Annotated in this window: 9 protein-coding genes, 1 tRNA gene, 2 rRNA genes and 1 pseudogene; 11 read left to right on the top strand and 2 right to left on the bottom strand. The window is 45.3% G+C overall.

Translation table 11 applies throughout. From position 1 onward, the window contains the following. Positions 1–366: 366 nt before the first annotated feature. The 4 genes from ABUE36_RS13280 (at position 367) to ABUE36_RS13265 (ending at position 7708) form a co-directional block, all read left to right on the top strand. Entirely contained in the window at positions 367–4761 is a 4395-nt protein-coding gene (locus ABUE36_RS13280; RefSeq protein ID WP_421016889.1) for a lectin-like domain-containing protein, read from the top strand. Between the two features lie 142 nt (positions 4762–4903). Further along, positions 4904–6817, top strand: a complete 1914-nt coding sequence (locus ABUE36_RS13275; protein WP_161002096.1) for a heavy metal translocating P-type ATPase — start codon at positions 4904–4906, stop codon at positions 6815–6817. A gap of 85 nt (positions 6818–6902) precedes the next feature. Then, positions 6903–7136 (top strand): heavy-metal-associated domain-containing protein, encoded by a 234-nt coding sequence (locus tag ABUE36_RS13270; protein WP_161002097.1) that lies wholly within the window; start codon positions 6903–6905, stop codon positions 7134–7136. Between the two features lie 20 nt (positions 7137–7156). Further along, the gene (locus ABUE36_RS13265) at positions 7157–7708 is read left to right on the top strand and encodes a ferritin-like domain-containing protein (RefSeq protein ID WP_161002098.1); all 552 of its coding nucleotides are present in this window, start codon (positions 7157–7159) and stop codon (positions 7706–7708) included. Between the two features lie 48 nt (positions 7709–7756). On the opposite strand, the gene ABUE36_RS13260 is transcribed toward ABUE36_RS13265, so the two are convergent. Together ABUE36_RS13260 and ABUE36_RS13255 are read right to left on the bottom strand one after the other, a co-directional pair. Next, positions 7757–8686, bottom strand: a complete 930-nt coding sequence (locus tag ABUE36_RS13260) for an IS30-like element ISLpl1 family transposase (RefSeq protein WP_096109805.1) — start codon at positions 8684–8686, stop codon at positions 7757–7759. A gap of 98 nt (positions 8687–8784) precedes the next feature. Beyond that, a pseudogene (locus tag ABUE36_RS13255) lies at positions 8785–9072 on the bottom strand (transposase); the annotation flags it as partial. A gap of 312 nt (positions 9073–9384) precedes the next feature. Here ABUE36_RS13255 and ABUE36_RS13250 point away from each other — a divergent pair. From ABUE36_RS13250 to ABUE36_RS13220, 7 genes are all read left to right on the top strand, one after another. Continuing rightward, positions 9385–12465: an MBG domain-containing protein gene (locus ABUE36_RS13250; RefSeq protein WP_421016888.1), complete on the top strand. Its 3081-nt coding sequence runs from the start codon at positions 9385–9387 to the stop codon at positions 12463–12465. Between the two features lie 75 nt (positions 12466–12540). Then, entirely contained in the window at positions 12541–13656 is a 1116-nt protein-coding gene (locus tag ABUE36_RS13245; protein WP_421016887.1) for a MucBP domain-containing protein, read from the top strand. A gap of 163 nt (positions 13657–13819) precedes the next feature. Further along, a complete protein-coding gene (pcp, locus tag ABUE36_RS13240; protein ID WP_421016886.1) occupies positions 13820–14467 on the top strand; it encodes a pyroglutamyl-peptidase I in 648 nt (215 codons plus the stop codon). Positions 14468–14614: 147 nt separating this feature from the next. Next, complete coding sequence (gene lepB / locus ABUE36_RS13235; RefSeq protein ID WP_161002104.1) at positions 14615–15217, top strand: signal peptidase I; 603 nt, start codon at positions 14615–14617, stop codon at positions 15215–15217. 502 nt (positions 15218–15719) lie between these two features. Then, positions 15720–17293: ribosomal RNA gene (locus ABUE36_RS13230) — 16S ribosomal RNA — on the top strand. A gap of 88 nt (positions 17294–17381) precedes the next feature. Beyond that, positions 17382–17455: transfer RNA gene (locus tag ABUE36_RS13225), tRNA-Lys, on the top strand. Positions 17456–17611: 156 nt separating this feature from the next. Further along, positions 17612–20531, top strand: a 23S ribosomal RNA gene (locus ABUE36_RS13220). Together the 16S and 23S rRNA genes with 1 tRNA gene alongside form the textbook arrangement of a ribosomal RNA operon. Positions 20532–20564 lie beyond the last annotated feature (33 nt).

Here is a 20564-nt window from a genome sequence, read left to right as displayed (position 1 = left end):
ATGATTACTATTAAAGGAAAACGATTGCACCTACTGTGCGATGAAAGCACTTTTTAGCTGTAGTGCAAAAAGTGAAAACTGAAATATTGGTTGTTCCAAAAGCGGCAAAAAGCGCAACTTGACAACCTTTCAAAAGCAATATTTGTATGGTATAAATACCCACAGAATAAATTTGATTACTAAAAGGTTAAGTAACTAAAACGCTTACACAATTTAATTATATAAATGTAATCGATTATGCATGACTTTCTCTGTTTGCAAACAACCATCGCAGACCTCTTTCCCATGCAAGATTAGCTAATCGCCAAAGAATTCATTGGTGAGTAAAAATACAACAGGGTTTTAAATTGAGGGGTATTTAAACGAATGAGTTATAAACATATGCAACCAGAAACGAAGCTGCATTATCGGATGTATAAAGATGGCAAGAACTGGGTATTCGCCGCAGTTGCACTTGCTTTTTTTGGCGTGGGCGCAATGACGACCACTGCTCACGCTACTGATGTAACGACGACAGATCAGGCACCAATTGAAAAGCCTGTTAGTGCTCCGGCCAGTCAGGCCACAAGTGCTGCGGCTTCGCAAACATCAGTTGGCAGCGAAAAAGCCTCAACAGCTAGTGAAGCTACAAGTGTTGCTAGTTCTGCCAAAAGCGATGTGGCCTCAAACTCAGGCGCGGCAAAAAGCACAGCAAATGAAGACGAAAGTGGCACAACCTCAACCGCTTCAGCTGCAAAATCTGATACAAAGGTCAGCGACCAACAGTCTCAAGACTCAGCAAATGGCTCAAGTTCAGTAAAATCAGATGCACAATCAGTAACCTCTGTGGCAAGCCAGGCGTCACAGCCTTCACAAGTTAGTCAAAATGTACAGTCTGTTACATCGCAGGCCAGCCAAGAATCGCAAGTGGAGTCTAGTACATCAGTGAACGGAGCATCAACTAAGTCTCAGGGAACAACGCAAATTGCATCAATTGAAAAGGCTACGGCACTGAATTTTTTGGCGAATGATCCCACTGATCCAACAGACTCAACTGAAACGACTAACGGCACTCAAACTGCATCAAACATATCCAATTCAACCAATTCGGATGATGTAAAATCTAACGATTCTGTGGACACAGATGGCAAGACTATTAACATCCACTCAGATAATTTTGATAAGTATTTCAAAACCAACGGGGATGCTACTTACATTGGTGGTGTTGTTCAATTAACTGATGGTAAAAGTCAATCAGGTAATATTACTCTAAGAAACCAAATTGATCCATCTGCTGGTTTTAAGGTTATTGGTGGTGTCAGTATGACTTCTCCGGCTCCGGATCCTGATAATCCAGGGCAAGTGACTGATGCAGATGGTATTTCATTTATTTTCCATCCTGGCGGCACTGATCAGGTTGGTGGTAAAGGTGGAGCTCTTGGTATTGCTGACTTGCCCAATGCATTTGGGTTTAAGGTAGATACTTACTTTAATGGTGACGATACAGATGTTCATTCTGACTTTTTGCCAGATCCAACCCTTGACAGAACGGGCCAGAAAATATCTGGCGGAGAAGCCTATGGCGCGTTTGTCCATACTGATGCATCTGGTGTAGCGGCAACATATGGTGGACCTGATGGCACTGTTTATAATCCATATTATGAAGGCGATATTAAGTTGGGCATTCACATTAACGAGCCTTCAACGCACGTAGATCCTAGCGGTGAATATGTTGACTCTAAAACTGGTGTGAATACTACAACTGACCAGTCTGCTGGGGCACTGTTAGTTCGCACACCTACTCAACTTAATGGCAAAGAAGTGCCAATTGAAATTGATTACGCACCTGTACAACAGTTTGACGATAAGGGCAATCCATTAGTAGATGCGACTGGAAACAATGTTTTCAAGCATATTATGACTGTGAAGTATGGTGTTCAAGGAGTCGCAGACAACGACACAACTAATCAACCATTGAAAGAATGGACTCTAGATATTACACCTTGGCTGACTTCAGATGGCAAAGGGGGATATGAACCATTATCATTCGCTATGGCTGCATCTTCTGGTAACTTTTTCAACATTCAAGGGATGAAGTATGAAGGCTTTTCATACACGTCGAAGGCTGCTATTAACGTTAAGTATGAGGATGAAGACGGAAATGACTTGCTGCCTGAAGTAACAAATCACTATTCGATTGGCGATCAATATGCGTACTCTAATCCCGAAATTGAGGGTTTTCATTATGATCGCACTGTTGAAAGAAATTATGTTTTGAATGATGGCAAGACCATTGCAGAGGACCAAACGGTAGAAAATGCAGCCGGCTATGCCAAAGTATTGAATCCTGATATTGTATTTGTGTACGCACGTAATGTTCCTAACAAGACATTTCTACAAATAATTCCAATGAGTGTCGAAGATGGTAAAAACCCCGCTAACATTGGTAAACAAATTTTTACAGATGGACAATCTAGCGCATTAGATATGCCAGAGATTCCAGGTTACACATTGTTACAGAGCGCTAATAAAGATAAATATTCGGATGCAAGTGCAGAATTTGATTACTCACTTCAAGGAAATACAGCAACTTTTGCAATACAGAAAGATCAACTTAATTCATTCAAAGTTTGGTACGTTCCAAGCACAGTCACGTATACTGTGATTCCTTTTGATGTAAATGATCCAAAGCAAACCTCATTAGATACTGAAGGGGCGTTGGCAAATATACCAGTGCAGTTTGGATTGAAAGATAAGCCAATTGTTCTGCCAATCATACCTGGTTACGTGCCGGTTGATGCACATCCACTTTCGCTTTCATTTACTAAGATAGATGTAGGTACAAATCTCCCCCAGAAGTCATATGAGGTAAAAGTGCCATATGAAGTTGCACCTTCTATCAGGTTGAATTACACTGCCGCCACCAAAAGTACGAATACGACAATAAATGTTGATGAGAATAAAAAGGTTGATTCTGATTCTAAAACTGTAGTAAGTGATGCGAGCGCAAGCCTGGGTGTTATGACTTACGTAAAGAGCGATATTAGACCGGAAATTTCGTCTAACGTAACAGTTAACGTGCCTTCATTACAACAGGAATTAATTACTAATAAAAAGGATTTGACTGCTTCTGATTTTGTTAAACTTAACGATGGATTGCCCAGCTCATACACTTATACACTGACAGGACAACAGTCACATGACGTTGCATATCAGGCGAAAGCAGCACCTCTTAAAGTAACTTTCGAGGATGAAAATAAAAAATCCTTGTTTGAGACGCAAATCGATGGTGGAACTGTTCTTGGTAGCTATTCAGTAACTGCACCGAAAGTGATTTCTGTTGATAATGTTAAGTATGTCTTGAAAGGCAAGAATCTGCAGGAAGGCACATACAATGATTCGCAAAATCAAAGCATTGCCTTTGATTATGTGCTTCAAAGTGTCGTTGCTGGTCAAGACGTTGATATTATGGTTAACGATAAGGACTATACTGGAGAACGAAACTTTGTATCCGTTACAGATAGTCAAGGAAAAACCAGCTCAACTGATGATGCCGCTTTGAAGCATGCTGCATATGAAACGGTATCCGTTGATACGAGCAAGGTAGATATCACTAAACCAGGTATTTATCCGGTCACTATTACTACTAAAGATGGGGCGTCAACAACCGTGTATACTCATGTTGTTGAAATTAATTTGAGAGATTTGACCCTTTATGTTGGGGATACTTGGACTGAATCTGATAATTTCGTGGGCGGTACTACGGCCGAGGGCACTCCAATGTCGTTTGACATGCTAAAGCTAGTTTCTGGGAGAATCTCTACTGATTACAAGTCAGACAAACAGAAAGTTGTATTTGAATACGGTGACCCAGTTTATGCTACGGCGTATGTTAAAGTTTTGGACCGTCCTGTTGTCACAACGCCAATTAAGCCGAGTGACGGCACTGAAACCCCAGATACTAAGCCAGCACAACCAGTTACTGGTGATAAAACACCAGTAACGACGCCAGAGCAGCCGGCTACAACTCCAGAAACACCAGCAACAACACCGGAGAAACCGGCCACAACTCCCGAAGTGCCAGTTACGACACCGGAGCAGCCAGCAACTGTTGCCGAAACACCAACGCCAGTTGATCAGCCAATCACACCGGCCCAAACTCCAGAAGTGCCGGCTGAACCAACGACACCGACTGAACCTGCACAACCAGCAACGGTCGCAAATGTAACGCCAAACGTACCGGCACAACCAGTGCTGACACCAACGGCTACCGCACAACCATCAACGCCTGTGTCATCAGATCGTCCTTGGGACCCAATCGAATTGATTATGACGGATGACGATAATGGTCAAACTATCACAACCACTGAAATTCAGGGTTATACCGGCAACTGGGTTTACATTGGTAACATGGTTCCTGCCGGTTATCATTTGGCACCAGGTCAAAGTGACTGGATTTTACTGAACGATGTCACACCACAGACGGTTCACTTAGTTGCTAACACCATTGATCAAACATCAACAGCGGTTGCCACTCAGAACACAGTGGCTCCTGCAACAACGACAGAAACTGTAGCGTCAGTTGCTCAACAGAGTGTACCAGCGACTGTCGTTAAAGAAGCATCTGCACCAACCACGAAAACTACTGACGAAACTGATCAGCCTGCTGCAGCAGAGTTGCCACATACTGGCGAACTTGCCACAACAGCAGCGATGGGCACCGGTTTAGCATTATTAACTGGTTTACTTTCGTTGCTCGGTCTTCGTCGCAAGCAACACTAATCATTAAAATGAATGACTAAAAGGACTAAATTCGATTAATTTCGGATTTAGTCTTTTTTGTCGTTCTTGATGCCCGTCAATTATCTATTGCGTAATCCCACCTATACTGAATTCATCATCAAACGAAGAGGAGTTGCATGTTATGAAATTTCAACGCTGGATTCAGCATCACACGAATCAAATTACGGCGACCACAGCCGGTTTAATTATTCTCGGTTTCATCGGCCGCTTTACGGGTCAAACATGGTTAGACACATCGGCGTTTATTCTCGCTTCAATTATTGCGGCGACACCGATTATTATCAGGGCCTGGGAGGCACTGAGGGTTAAAACGATTAGCATTGAATTATTGGTGAGCATCGCGGTCATTGGTGCGTTTGTCATCCAGGAATTCGATGAATCCGCAATTGTGACTTTTCTATTCTTGTTCGGGACATTCTTAGAAGAGAAAACGTTAGCGCGAACGCGAAAGTCGATCAAGTCACTCACTGAAATGGCACCGACGACTGCGCAAGTTGTCCAAACAGACGGCAGCATAGAGGAAACGGATGTCGATTTTGTTGACGAAGGCGACGTTGTGTTGGTTAAAACGGGAGCTCAGGTGCCGGTGGATGGCAAAATTATCAGCGGCAGTGCCTATCTGAATGAGGCCAGCGTTACGGGTGAATCAAAATTGGTCACTAAGCGGCCGGGTGAATTGGTCTACTCGGGAACAATGGTTGATAACGGGACTATTCAAGTCACGGCGACCAAAGTTGGCGACGATACTACATTTGCCAAGATCATTGAATTAGTTGAGGATGCACAAGATACCAAGTCCCATGTGGAGAAGTTTATTGACCGTTTTGCCACATATTACACACCGGCCGTGTTGCTTCTCGCATTGCTAGTGGGTATATTCTTCCGTGATTTCAAACTCGCGATTACGGTGCTGGTCCTTGGATGCCCTGGTGCCTTGGTAATTGGCGCCCCCGTTTCAAACGTAGCTGGTATTGGTAATGGCGCTAAGAATGGTGTTCTGATCAAGGGTGGCGAAGTGGTTGATACGTTTAGCAAGGTTGACACCCTCGTGTTTGATAAAACAGGTACGCTGACGAAAGGTAAAACGGAAGTTGCCAGCATTCAAACGTATGGGAATGACCGCGCTTTGCTCTATGCTGCCGCAATGGAGCGCGAGTCAGATCATCCACTTGGACGTGCAATCGTGAATTATGCGACCAACCATGACTTGTCAGTGACTGATCTAGTTGTTAACGCAACTAATACGATTAAGGGTCAAGGGATGGCGGCTGAGGTTAATGATCATCATGTTGCGGTGGGTAACCAAACATTAATGACTGCTGAAAAGGTCATCTTAAATAGTGACCAGCAACAGTTGTTAGCGTCGATTCAACATCAGGGCAGCTCAACGGTTTTAGTGGCAGTTGATGGAACATTACAAGCGATTATCGGGATTGCCGATGTCATTCGTGATGGCGTTAAAGAAGATCTTCGCCAGCTAAAGACGATGGGTATCAAACGACTCGTGATGCTCACTGGTGATAACGACCTGACCGCACAGGCGGTTGGTAGCCAGCTTGGCATAGATGAAGTCCACGCCAACCTATTGCCCGAAGATAAAGTCACGTTTGTTAAACAGCTGCAAAAGGAAAACCACAAGGTGGCGTTTGTCGGGGATGGCATTAATGATAGTCCGTCAATTGCAACGGCAGACATCGGCATCGCAATGGGTGGTGGCACTGACGTGGCCGTCGAAACATCTGATATTGTGCTGATGCGATCTTCGTTTGGTGAACTAATTCACGCGTATGGGTTAGCTAAGAAGACGGTTCGCAATACGCGTGAAAATATTATTATTGCGATTGGTACAGTAGCATTCTTATTAATTGGTCTAATCTTCGGATACATTTATATGGCCAGCGGTATGTTTGTCCACGAAGCCAGCATTCTAGTCGTTATCTTCAATGCAATGCGGTTGATTCGTTATGCACCAAAAACGATTAAAGCATCGGTTAAACGAGAAGAACCAACGAATTCGGCGGTCACGACAAATTAATTTTGCGAACTTGATCGGCGTCAATTCTTAATGCGTGGTTAGACATTAGAATAAAAGCAATCAAACAAATATGGAGGTTATTAAAATGAGTAAAGCAATTTTGCAATTAGATGCGTTGTCCTGTCCATCATGTATGCAGAAGATTCAAGGTGCATTGGAAAAGCAAGTTGGTGTTGAGGATGTAAAGGTCTTATTCAACGCGGCTAAAGTTAAGTTGAACTTTGATGAAAGTTCGGTAACTGGCGATGCATTAGCCAACGTTGTTAGAAAATTAGGGTACGAAGTCCAAAGTGTAAAAGTGAAGGCAGTTCAACAATAAAGTGAATTGAGGCAAGAAATATGACAGAAACCGTGGAAGATCGTTACCAAGCAGAATTGAAGCAAGTAGATATTGATCATCACAAACCGACAGCGGGTGCGATGACAGGCCATATCGTCGCTAACTTAGTGGTGTTAGCAAATAAACTGCAGCAGGCAAAGTGGTATGTTAAGGGGCCTGAACGTTTCGCCTTGCAGCCAAAATTCAAACAGCTACTCGTGACAGTGCAACGTCAACGGGATGAGCTAGGAGAATGCCTATTGTCTGAGGGAGAAATCGTACCAAGCACTACCAAAGCGTTCACTGAGTACACGATGCTGACAGAAGCAGGTCAAAATAAGTATCAAAATGCTTCTTGGTTGGTTGATAAATTTATTCATGATTTTGAAACAAGTAATTTATTTGTCAGCCGTGCAATTAAGTTATCGGAAAAAGAAGATCGTCCGGCTCTGATGCAATATTTGACGTCGCTGCTTTTTGAAAACAGAAAAACGATTGCAGATTTACAAGCGTTTTTGGGGAACGATGCCAGAACTGGTCTAGACGACGAAGACGGTGATGATTGGGACTAATGATTAACTACCAAATAAAAGGTTACAAAGTGGTGGTAGATTGCAAATTTAATCCGAATTTTTGGACAAATTGGTCAGCATAACCTGATACGGTGTTTTCCAGTCAAGTATTTTAAGCGGTCTCTGGTTAATTTGGAGTAACGTCGTCGTTAAATCTTGAGCACTAATGTGCTCAAAACGAGTCCCCTTAGGATAAAAATAACGTAAATTCCGATTAAAGCGTTCATTACTACCACGTTCAGCTGGCGTATAAGCATGACAGTAATAGGTCTTAATACCATATTGTGATTCAAATGATACTAGCCCACTAAACTCAGTACCACGGTCCACAGTAAAACTGTGCACCGGTCCATTAAAAGTTGTTAGGAACTTAGTCAGTGCTTCATTAACACTCGCTGTCGTTCGGTCCTTTAACCGATATGCCCAAAGGAACCGTGATTTGCGATCGATTAAAGTTAATAAAACTGCCTTACTATGCCCACGAGGGCCAACGACGGTATCTAGTTCAAAATCACCGATGCGATTACGTTGATTAATCATCATGGGACGCTGTTCAATCGATCGCCCCAAAGATTGATTATATTTGGATCGTTGGTCAACGTTACGCCGTTGGCGTACGCCATGTTCAGGTAGATCATTCAAGGAGAAACCAATTCTCCCCTGATTTAGCCAATTATAAATAGATTTAGTCGCTAGTTTAAATTCGTGAGCAATCATTCCTGGTGACCAGCTTAGATGTAAATGGTTGAGAATTGTTTGCTTTAACTCATCGCTCAGCTTAGTTTTCCGACCACATCGTGATCGCTTGTATTCGGCATCTGTTTGTGCTAATTCAGCCTGATAAGGTTGACATCGAGATAATTCATAAGAAATTGTTGACGGTGATCGGTTCAGCCGAACGCCCATTTGGATATTGGACAGCCCTAGTTCACAAAAGGTTTCGATTTTAATTCGTTCGGAATAGGTTATACTAGACAAAAGATCAGCTCCTAAAAGATGGGTTTGTTGTAAACACCATTTTAAAGGAAGCTGATCTTTTTTGTCCGAACAGCGTTCGGATTAATTTTACAATCTACTGCTAGTTTAAATTCGTGAGCAATCATTCCTGGTGACCAGCTTAGATGTAAATGGTTGAGAATTGTTTGCTTTAACTCATCGCTCAGCTTAGTTTTCCGACCACATCGTGATCGCTTGTATTCGGCATCTGTTTGTGCTAATTCAGCCTGATAAGGTTGACATCGAGATAATTCATAAGAAATTGTTGACGGTGATCGGTTCAGCCGAACGCCCATTTGGATATTGGACAGCCCTAGTTCACAAAAGGTTTCGATTTTAATTCGTTCGGAATAGGTTATACTAGACAAAAGATCAGCTCCTAAAAGATGGGTTTGTTGTAAACACCATTTTAAAGGAAGCTGATCTTTTTTGTCCGAACAGCGTTCGGATTAATTTTACAATCTACTAAACTAACAGAGGACCAAACGTACGCTGGTTTCTTCCAGAGCACGGATAAAGACGGCAAGATTGTCCACAACAGTACAATTCAGCTACAACCAATTACGGATGTAAATGGTGCATATGGGACTTATCTAAAGAAAACAATTACTAACCTTGATGGTTCGAAAGTTGATATTACGCTAAACGTAGACGGTAGTTTAGTTTACACAGTTTATGATGTGAATGGTAAAGTTTCCGCCACTAATGGAACTGGAACACTTGGCGCAAAGGATAGTCAAGTTATTATCACGAATCAAGATGCCACAGCTGATGAAGAACCATCGCAGGTTACAATTAGGCGGACCTCGAATGATGCCATTACGGTTAGCGAAATTGGTCTCCAAGACAAAATGGTTAATGATTTAACGGTAACAAACACACAGACGGCGGCCGATGCGACGGTTGTGATGGGTAAAAATGTTGAACCGTCATTTTCATCGACAACGATCGTGACACCAGTCAGCGCATTACATCAAGGGGTTGTTTTAACAGCTGATCCAAGTTTTGGTACCAACGGCATTAAGAGCACTTATGAAAAGAAAAATGCAGACGGCTCTGTGACAAACACTCCGGATGATACAAATGGGCTGACTTATCATGGATACGTGACTGATGCCTCATCTACGGACAACACAAAAGATTATGGCACCGCCGAAAATTCGACCACGACGATCCAATATATTGCGACGAATGTCTCTAACTCGGCTACAAAGACAGCAATGACAGTTAATACAACACAGCCTGGACCAAGTATTACCATTTCACTGGGCAAGGATGCTAACGGCAACGTTCAGTTAACAACCTCATTTGATACAAGCAAAGTAACTGCCGATAATACGGGTAGTGAGATTTTTGAGTGGAGCGGTGTGACTAACTTGCCTGCCGGCTGGACGTACGATGACACAAACAAAACGCTCACCTATAAGCCAACATCTGATGCTGACAAAGCAGCGCTAATTAACGCATTGGCTAAAACAGGCACGTATGCTGTTAACTGGTCAGGTGCTAAAGATGCGACGGCACCGGCGCTTGTTGATCAGTTTGGGGATGTCATGAATCTCGTTATTGACACAAAAGTGAAGAGTCAAAATAGCATAACAGCTAATGTTGACACTTCAGATTCAACGAAGGTTAATGCTGATCATCAATATACATTTAGCAATGCTGATATTGTGAGTGCAACCAAGGCTAATGATCCAAACGGAATGGTCACAGCGTTTATTAAAAATCTGGCTGGCACGTCAGGAAAGACTTACGAGGGAACCATGAATGGATTACCTCTACCTAATGGTGTTAAGTCAGTTACGCTGAATGCTGATGGATCCGTGACCGTGACGTTTGACCCAGATAAGGCCACAGCCAATTATGATAAGGCGACAAATACAAATGTAATTAAGCTAGTGTTGCCGTTCACGGTTGATAGTAATGGCCAATATATTCCTGATACCGGGGATACTACCAATAAAACGCCATTAGACAATTTGACGCTGAACATGAATATGCAGGCCGATCTGAAGCTTGCTTATCAGGCTGCTGCTGGTGGTGCTGACACGACGGTCAAAGACGGTAATAGCACTGATAATGTTGCGTACGTTCAGGCGGGGCAAGATTTACAGTCCCCTGTAACTCGAAATGGGCTAGCTTTAGGCAGCACGTACAGTGCAACAGTACCCGCCACAATTAACGCCGCTAGCACGGCGAACTACCAAGGCGCTTCTTATAAGTTGATCAACGGTGTTGCGACAAATGATCCGAATGCTGTTAACTTTAACGACACCCAATTGACGTTTGGTGGCAACACGAGTACCTATCTTTACGCGAAGACTTACGGCAGTGTGTGGAATGTAACGAGTACAGCGCCGTCCCTAACAGATGTGCCAAGCGCACCAGTATCCGACGGAATAACGACGACAATTGATTTAAGCAACGCTGCTAAAGACTTTAATTGGCAAACAGTTAGCTTCCAGCCTGATGCAAACACAGCTGCAAATTACACAACTACGGTGACGGTCAATAAAGATGCCAAGAGTCTAACGGTGACCTATAAACCAAGGAACGCTGCTGCCGACTTAGATTTTCTGGCAGATACCTATCAAGATGGCTTTGATTTGAACGGGTGGCTAACAGATACGCAAACACCTGATGGCAGTAAAACGCCGGTAATGCATAACGCGCTGTATGTGAAAACTAAAACCGCACCGCTTAAGTTAGCGGACTTCACAAAGAAAGCTACCATTAACGTAGCCAAAAGCGGCGATGGCTACGATGCTAGTGCTAAAACTTATACGTTTGATGTTCCAAGCACGGCGCTGAGTGTGAAACAATTGGCGCTGTTAGCAAATGGTCAGAAATTAGTATTAACGTCAGGATCGTCGCAAGCAGATTTGGAAAAAGGCAATTCATCGGTTAATGCTGATAATTGGAAGAATATCACCGGTGTAACTATGAGTTTGGGCGCCGATGGAACTTCAGCCCACATTGTGGCAACGTTAAATACGGCGTTTGCTAAGAGCAATGTTCAAAAGGGTGCCGTATTGACGTTAGGCGCTGATGGAGACTCACCGTTGGCTTCTGGGATCCATTTGGAATTAACACTTGTTAATGATTTAAAACAACAGGCTAGTGGTTTACCAGCAGACTTGCCTAAGGAATCACAACCTGTTTACCCAACCGAAGCTGACCAAGCATTAAATAGTCGATTTGTTGCTAAATCACAGGCCGTGACTGGTTACGCAGTCGTGAGTGCGGCGGATCAGAATAATAAAACTTTGCAGATCACGAAGAATGCTGATGGCAGTGCGTCATATGCGGTTAATTACGATTGGGGCGTTGAAACGGGCGATCCAGTTGCTGATCAGATCACGTGGAACTATGCCCAGGCAGAAATCGATGGCAGTATCGGGTCACAAACCAAAGTTTACGGTAAAGATGATCCTAGCACGCCATATACGGTGACGCTACCAAGCTGGTTAACGGCACCTAAGTGGACAAAAGATGACTTTGAACGAGACAATGACACTAGCGAAGATGTTGGTGATCATAATGTTAAACTGAGCGCAAAGGGAATCAGTGATTTGGCCGCGGCAAACAAGAGCTTTACGATTGACGCCACAACATTAGCCAAGTTGACTGATGGTACGTTAACGATTACGCCGACTGTAACGGTTGAGTATGTTGATCAGGACGGTAATGAATTGGCTGGTAAAAAAGCAGTCGATATAACTGACGAGAAAAAGGGCGCCACAATAACGATTGCCTAGCCAAGTGTTGCGGGCTATACGGTTGAGAGCAATCAACCAACTAGCTACACTTTGACCGGTGCCGGTTCACAGACTGTGAAAGTCGTTTATCGCCAAAATGCATCCGTTACGGCCAATTATTATGTGGTTGGCACTACAAACAAGATTGCTAATTCCGCGACAACGAACGGTGGTGTCGGTCTGACGTATACGACGAATGCAGCCCAAATTCCGGGTTATACATTAGTCGCAACGCCAAGCAATGCCACTGGCACTTATGTAGCGGCTGGCAGCACCGTCAATTATGAGTACACTGTTGATTACAGTGTTGTTCCAGTGGACAGTAATGGTAATAAAATTCCAAATGTGCCAGCTCCTTCAGGTACAGGTACTCCAGGCCAACCGGTCGCACCAACGGGTGGCTATCCAACGATTCCAGGATATACAAGAACAACCACACCGAATGTGCCGGATAAGCCGGGACAGGTCAATGTCGTTTATACACCACTGACGGAAACTGTTACGGTTAATTACTACATTCAAGGGACAACGACGCCAATTGCAAGTTCTGCCACGCTGTCTGGACCGTTTGGTAGTGATTATCAGTCGACACCAGCCAATGTTAGCGGCTATAAGCTAGTTGCTACGCCGGCCAACGCCAGCGGCATGTATGGCTTAACGAACGGCGCAGTGGACTACTATTACGAGCTCATTGTGACGGTTGTACCAAAGACGCCCGATGGCAAACCAGTTCCTGGCACGACGCCGACGCAACAACCTGGCGTTCCGGGACAGCCAATTTCAAACGTCCCTCAAATTCCTGGCTACAAAGTTACAGTTGTACCAGAGGTGTCGGGTCAACCAGGCGTGGTAGAGGTGATTTACACGCCGATGACCACACCTGAACAAACACCAAATGAACAGACACCAAAACAACCCGTGGACACACAGACTGTTACACCGGTAGCTGCAAAACCGGTTCCAGTTCGAACGGTTGAGCAAACGACTCCGGCACAGCAAACAACTGTTAAGAAGACGCATGTTCAATTGGCTACAGAAGTTTATGCCCCTGCGCGTGTGGCTGCTAAGTCGCAGGCAAAGGTCTTACCACATACAGGCCAGCAAAGTTCGTTTGCGCTGGTTATTGCCGGGTTAGGTATGATGGCGGCAGGATTCATTTTTCTCGGTGTTCGTAAGTATCGCCGATCGTAAAAGTAACAACATAAACTAGTTTTACAAATGTGAAAAACGTTAATCTCCGTATTGGAGGTTAGCGTTTTTTATTGAAAGTCGTTGGCAGATGATTAGAATGATGAATAACAACGCCATCAGTCAGAAACACTAAGATAATGGCAAGCGAAGGGGATGCGTCAGTATGAAAATTTTAGTGACGGGCTTTGATCCGTTTGGCACGGATAAAATTAATTCGGCGATTGAAACCGTGAAGCAATTGCCAGCACAAATTGCGGGTGCCGATATTGTGAAGCTAGAAATTCCAACGGTGTTTGATCGTTGCGCAACGGTTGTTCAGGATGCTGTTGAACAAGAACATCCAGATTATGTTTTAAACATTGGTCAGGCTGGTGGCCGGGCTGCTATCACGCCGGAACGGGTTGCCATTAATTTTGATGATGGCCGGATTGCGGACAACGAGGGCTTTCAACCGATCAACCGAACGATTCAAAGCGATGGTGCGACGGCTTACTTTACTCAGTTACCGGTTAAGGCAATGGCACGCGCCATTCGCAAAGTTGGCGTGCCAAGCGCAGTGTCGACAACGGCAGGGACTTACGTTTGCAATCACATCATGTATCAGGTGCAGTATATGCGAGATAAACAATTTCCCGCATTGAAGGCAGGATTCATGCACATTCCGTTTCTGCCCGAGCAGGTTGTGAGCCGTCCAAACGTGCCTTCATTGTCATTAGCGGATGATGTGCGTGGTATTACGGCCGCAATTGAGGCAATGGTTGCTTACGATGGTAAAGCAGATATTGAGAGTGTTGAGGGAACAATTGCGTAAAATTCTTATGTGTGGCGACAAGGAATTGAAAAATATTGGCCTGTTCAATTAAGTTTGAGATTAAGAATTGTATTGTGCCGCAAGTGGACTAAAATAAATTTCTGGAGAGAGTTAAACGAAAATTATCAGACGGTTGGTACAGGATTGATGAAAACTTTAAAGAGCATTGTAAGTGTGATCATAGCGTTGTTGATTGGGGTAATCGTGGCGGTGGTAATTAAGGCGACATTATTTCAGTTTGCTTATGTTGCAGGTCCATCGATGCAACCTAATTTAGAGGACCACGAACGAGTGGCGATGTTTAACCGAGCTCCGATTCGCCATAACTCTGTGATTATTTTTGATGCGCAGGGTGAAGATCCGAACGCCACCTCACACATTGATTATGTCAAACGGGTCATTGGCATGCCAGGTGACACGGTTGAAAGCAAGAATGGTGTCCTGTATGTTAATGACCGTAAGATCAATCAGAGTTACATAGGCATGACAGAGCGTAATCAGGGGACTGGTAACTGGACTTTATCGTCGTTAGCCGCACAACATGATTGGCGGGTGAAGTCATCGACAGTTCCTAAGGGGATGTATTTTGTCCTGGGCGATCATCGCTCTGTGTCAAACGACAGTCGTTATTGGGGCTTTGTACAGCAAAAGAAAGTCGCTGGCGTCGTTAAGGTTCCGTTTTGGACGAGTACCGCCAGCAAACGATTTAATATTAACCAGGCTTACAAAACATGGACAGCAGACAAGTAAATTTGCTTTGTGACGTTGAAAACAACGGCGGTGTTTAAAAAGTATTCGTCATTCGAACCTCATGGTTTGATATGACGAATACTTTTTAGGACCCGGTTGTAGTCACTGTGTGTCGAGGATGTGGAATTAATTCGAATTGAAATCAATCGCACATATAATGAAAGAAGTTGTCTGTTTGACTTCGTGCGATATTTTTTTGAACAAAACGCTTGACCGATGTTCGACTTGTTGATATAGTATTACTTGCTGCTACGAGAGGTCGTCAAGTTGCTAAACGGATTTCAAAAAAATGTTTAATTTCTTGCTTGACCGATTAAAAACAGCATGTTATACTAATTAAGTTGTCGCATGACAGCGATGTAGATCTTTGAAAACTGAACAACGTTTCGACGAATCAAATGTGTAGGGTCTTTGAACGAAAGTTCGAAGCAATTACAATTGTGAAGTCAATTCACTTTATAACCAAGTAACAACAAAACAAGAGCTATTTCAAATAACTCATTAATTTGAGAGTTTGATCCTGGCTCAGGATGAACGCTGGCGGCGTGCCTAATACATGCAAGTCGAACGCACTTCGGTTTTTGATTGACGGTGCTTGCACCAGATTGACGAGACATTGAAGTGAGTGGCGAACGGGTGAGTAACACGTGGGTAACCTGCCCTAAAGTGGGGGATAACATTTGGAAACAGATGCTAATACCGCATAACAACGAAAACCACATGGCTTTCGCTTGAAAGATGGTTTCGGCTATCACTTTAGGATGGACCCGCGGTGCATTAGCTAGTTGGTAAGGTAACGGCTTACCAAGGCAATGATGCATAGCCGAGCTGAGAGGCTGATCGGCCACATTGGGACTGAGACACGGCCCAGACTCCTACGGGAGGCAGCAGTAGGGAATCTTCCACAATGGGCGCAAGCCTGATGGAGCAACGCCGCGTGAGTGAAGAAGGGTTTCGGCTCGTAAAACTCTGTTGTTAAAGAAGAACGTATCTGAGAGTAACTGTTCAGATAGTGACGGTATTTAACCAGAAAGCCACGGCTAACTACGTGCCAGCAGCCGCGGTAATACGTAGGTGGCAAGCGTTATCCGGATTTATTGGGCGTAAAGGGAGTGCAGGCGGTTATTTAAGTCTGATGTGAAAGCCTTCGGCTTAACCGGAGAAGGGCATCGGAAACTGGATAACTTGAGTGCAGAAGAGGGTAGTGGAACTCCATGTGTAGCGGTGGAATGCGTAGATATATGGAAGAACACCAGTGGCGAAGGCGGCTACCTAGTCTGTAACTGACGCTGAGGCTCGAAAGCATGGGTAGCAAACAGGATTAGATACCCTGGTAGTCCATGCCGTAAACGATGAATACTAGGTGTTAGGGGGTTTCCGCCCCTTAGTGCCGCAGCTAACGCAATAAGTATTCCGCCTGGGGAGTACGACCGCAAGGTTGAAACTCAAAGGAATTGACGGGGACCCGCACAAGCGGTGGAGCATGTGGTTTAATTCGAAGCTACGCGAAGAACCTTACCAGGGCTTGACATCTTCTGCTAATCCGAGAGATCGGATGTTCCCTTCGGGGACGGAAAGACAGGTGGTGCATGGTTGTCGTCAGCTCGTGTCGTGAGATGTTGGGTTAAGTCCCGCAACGAGCGCAACCCTTATGATTAGTTGCCAGCATTAAGTTGGGCACTCTAATGAGACTGCCGGTGACAAACCGGAGGAAGGTGGGGACGACGTCAAATCATCATGCCCCTTATGTCCTGGGCTACACACGTGCTACAATGGATGGTACAACGAGCAGCGAAGTCGCGAGGCCAAGCAAATCTCTTAAAGCCATTCTCAGTTCGGACTGTAGGCTGCAACTCGCCTACACGAAGTCGGAATCGCTAGTAATCGCGGATCAGCATGCCGCGGTGAATACGTTCCCGGGTCTTGTACACACCGCCCGTCACACCATGAGAGTTTGTAACACCCAAAGTCGGTGGGGTAACCTTCGGGAGCCAACCGCCTAAGGTGGGACAGATGATTAGGGTGAAGTCGTAACAAGGTAGCCGTAGGAGAACCTGCGGCTGGATCACCTCCTTTCTAAGGAAACAAATCGGAACCTTACACATTAGTGGAAACGTTGTTCAGTTTTGAGGGATTTACCTCACACCATGTCAGACGATGACATGGGGGATTAGCTCAGATGGGAGAGCGGCATCTGCTTGCAGATGAATGACAGTGGTTCAAGCCCATTATCCTCCAATCGGTCACGCAAGTGACCAACCTGAAACGTTGTACATTGAAAACTGAATCATGATTCTTTTTATTATTTAAACCGAGAACACCGCGTTTTTGAGTTTTTTAACAAGTTAAATTGTTTATCGCTAAACTCATAACCGCAGTTCGTATGAACTGTTAGGTTAAGTTATAAAGGGCGCACGGTGGATGCCTTGGCACTAGGAGCCGATGAAGGACGGGACTAACACCGATATGCTTCGGGGAGCTGTAAGTAAGCTTTGATCCGGAGATTTCCGAATGGGGAAACCCAATCAGTTTAACCGCTGATTATCACTAGGGGAATACATACTCTAGTTGAAGGTAGACGTTGTGAACTGAAACATCTAAGTAGCAACAGGAGCAGAAAGAAAAATCGATTCCCTAAGTAGCGGCGAGCGAACGGGGAACAGCCCAAACCAAGCTGCTTGCAGTTTGGGGTTGTAGGACTGAACATTTGAGTTACCAAAGGCCTTGATAGTCGAAGACGTTGGGAAACGTCGCCATAGGGTGTGAGAGCCACGTAGACGAAATCAAAGTCCCTCAGTTCAGGATCCTGAGTACGGCGGAGCACGTGAAATTCCGTCGGAATTTGCGGGGACCATCCCGTAAGGCTAAATACTCCCTAGTGACCGATAGTGGACCAGTACCGTGAGGGAAAGGTGAAAAGCACCCCGGAAGGGGAGTGAAATAGTTCCTGAAACCGTGTGTCTACAAGTAGTTAGAGCCCGTTAATGGGTGATAGCGTGCCTTTTGTAGAATGAACCGGCGAGTTACGTTAACATGCAAGGTTAAGGTGGAAAGACCGGAGCCGTAGCGAAAGCGAGTCTGAAATGGGCGACTAAGTATGTTGAAGTAAACCCGAAACCAGGTGACCTACCCATGTGCAGGCTGAAAGTGCGGTAATACGCACCGGAGGGCCGAACCCGTGTCTGTTGAAAAAGGCTGGGATGACGTGTGGGTAGCGGTGAAATTCCAAACGAACTTGGAGATAGCTGGTTCTCTCCGAAATAGCTTTAGGGCTAGCCTCGGATGAATCATCATGGAGGTAGAGCACTGTTTGAACTAGGGGCCCGTCATGGGTTACTGAATTCAGATAAACTCCGAATGCCATTGATGTGTTATCCGGGAGTCAGACGATGAGTGATAAGATCCACCGTCGAAAGGGGAACAGCCCAGATCACCAGTTAAGGTCCCTAAATATATGCTAAGTGGAAAAGGATGTGGAGTTGCACAGACAACTAGGATGTTGGCTCAGAAGCAGCCACCATTTAAAGAGTGCGTAATAGCTCACTAGTCGAGTGATTCTGCGCCGAAAATGTACCGGGGCTAAGCATATTACCGAAACTGTGGGTGCCACGTAAGTGGCGCGATAGGAGAGCGTTCTATGGGCGGTGAAGCCAGATCGTAAGGACTGGTGGAGCGCATAGAAGTGAGAATGCCGGTATGAGTAGCGAAAGATCAGTGAGAATCTGATCCACCGAATGACTAAGGTTTCCTGGGGAAGGCTCGTCCACCCAGGGTTAGTCGGGACCTAAGGCGAGGCCGAAAGGCGTAGTCGATGGAAAACAGGTTGAGATTCCTGTACTAGTTAAACTTGTTTGAACAATGGAGGGACGCAGAAGGCTAAACGATCCGGACGATTGGAAATGTCCGGTCAAGCAGTGAGGTGTGAGATGAGTTAAATGCTTGTTTCTTTAACATTGAGCTGTGACGAGGACCGAAATTTAAGTAGGGAAGTCGTTGATGTCACGCTGCCGAGAAAAGCTTCTAGTTAGAGTTTAATTACCCGTACCGCAGACCGACACAGGTAGTCGAGGAGAGTATCCTCAGGTGAGCGAGTGAACTCTCGTTAAGGAACTCGGCAAAATGACCCCGTAACTTCGGAATAAGGGGTGCTGCACGCAAGTGCAGCCGCAGTGAAAAGGCCCAGGCGACTGTTTATCAAAAACACAGGTTTCTGCAAAATCGTAAGATGACGTATAGGGGCTGACGCCTGCCCAGTGCTGGAAGGTTAAAAGGATGGGTTAGCGTAAGCGAAGCTCAGAATTGAAGCCCCAGTGAACGGCGGCCGTAACTATAACGGTCCTAAGGTAGCGAAATTCCTTGTCGGGTAAGTTCCGACCCGCATGAAAGGCGTAACGATCTGGGCACTGTCTCAACGAGAGACTCGGTGAAATTATATTACCCGTGAAGATGCGGGTTACCCGCGACAGGACGGAAAGACCCCATGGAGCTTTACTGTAGCTTGATATTGGGTGTCTGTATAACTTGTACAGGATAGGTAGGAGCCGTAGAGCTCGGGACGCTAGTCTCGAAGGAGGCAACCGTGGGATACTACCCTTGTTATACGGCCACTCTAACCCGCGCCACTTAGCGTGGCGGGAGACAGTGTCAGGTAGGCAGTTTGACTGGGGCGGTCGCCTCCTAAAAGGTAACGGAGGCGCCCAAAGGTTCCCTCAAAATGGTTGGAAATCATTTGTAGAGTGTAAAGGCACAAGGGAGCTTGACTGTGAGACAGACAGGTCGAGCAGGGACGAAAGTCGGGCTTAGTGATCCGGTGGTACCGTATGGAAGGGCCATCGCTCAACGGATAAAAGCTACCCTGGGGATAACAGGCTCATCTCCCCCAAGAGTCCACATCGACGGGGAGGTTTGGCACCTCGATGTCGGCTCATCGCATCCTGGGGCTGTAGTCGGTCCCAAGGGTTGGGCTGTTCGCCCATTAAAGCGGTACGCGAGCTGGGTTCAGAACGTCGTGAGACAGTTCGGTCCCTATCCGTCGCGGGCGCAGGAAATTTGAGAGGAGCTGTCCTTAGTACGAGAGGACCGGGATGGACATACCGCTGGTGTACCAGTTGTGCCGCCAGGCGCATCGCTGGGTAGCTATGTATGGATGAGATAAACGCTGAAAGCATCTAAGTGTGAAACTCGCCTCGAGATGAGATTTCCCATTCCTATATGGAAGTAAGACCCCTCAGAGATGATGAGGTAGATAGGCTAGAAGTGGAAGTGTGGCGACACATGGAGCGGACTAGTACTAATCGGTCGAGGACTTAACCACGAAGTGGTGGTCCGGTTAAAGAAAAGAAGATCA

The organism is Furfurilactobacillus cerevisiae, from assembly GCF_048961765.1.
In the GTDB taxonomy this organism is placed as follows: domain Bacteria; phylum Bacillota; class Bacilli; order Lactobacillales; family Lactobacillaceae; genus Furfurilactobacillus; species Furfurilactobacillus milii_A.
The sequence above is the reverse complement of the archived record's forward strand: the minus strand, read 5'-3'. Positions and strand labels throughout refer to the sequence as shown.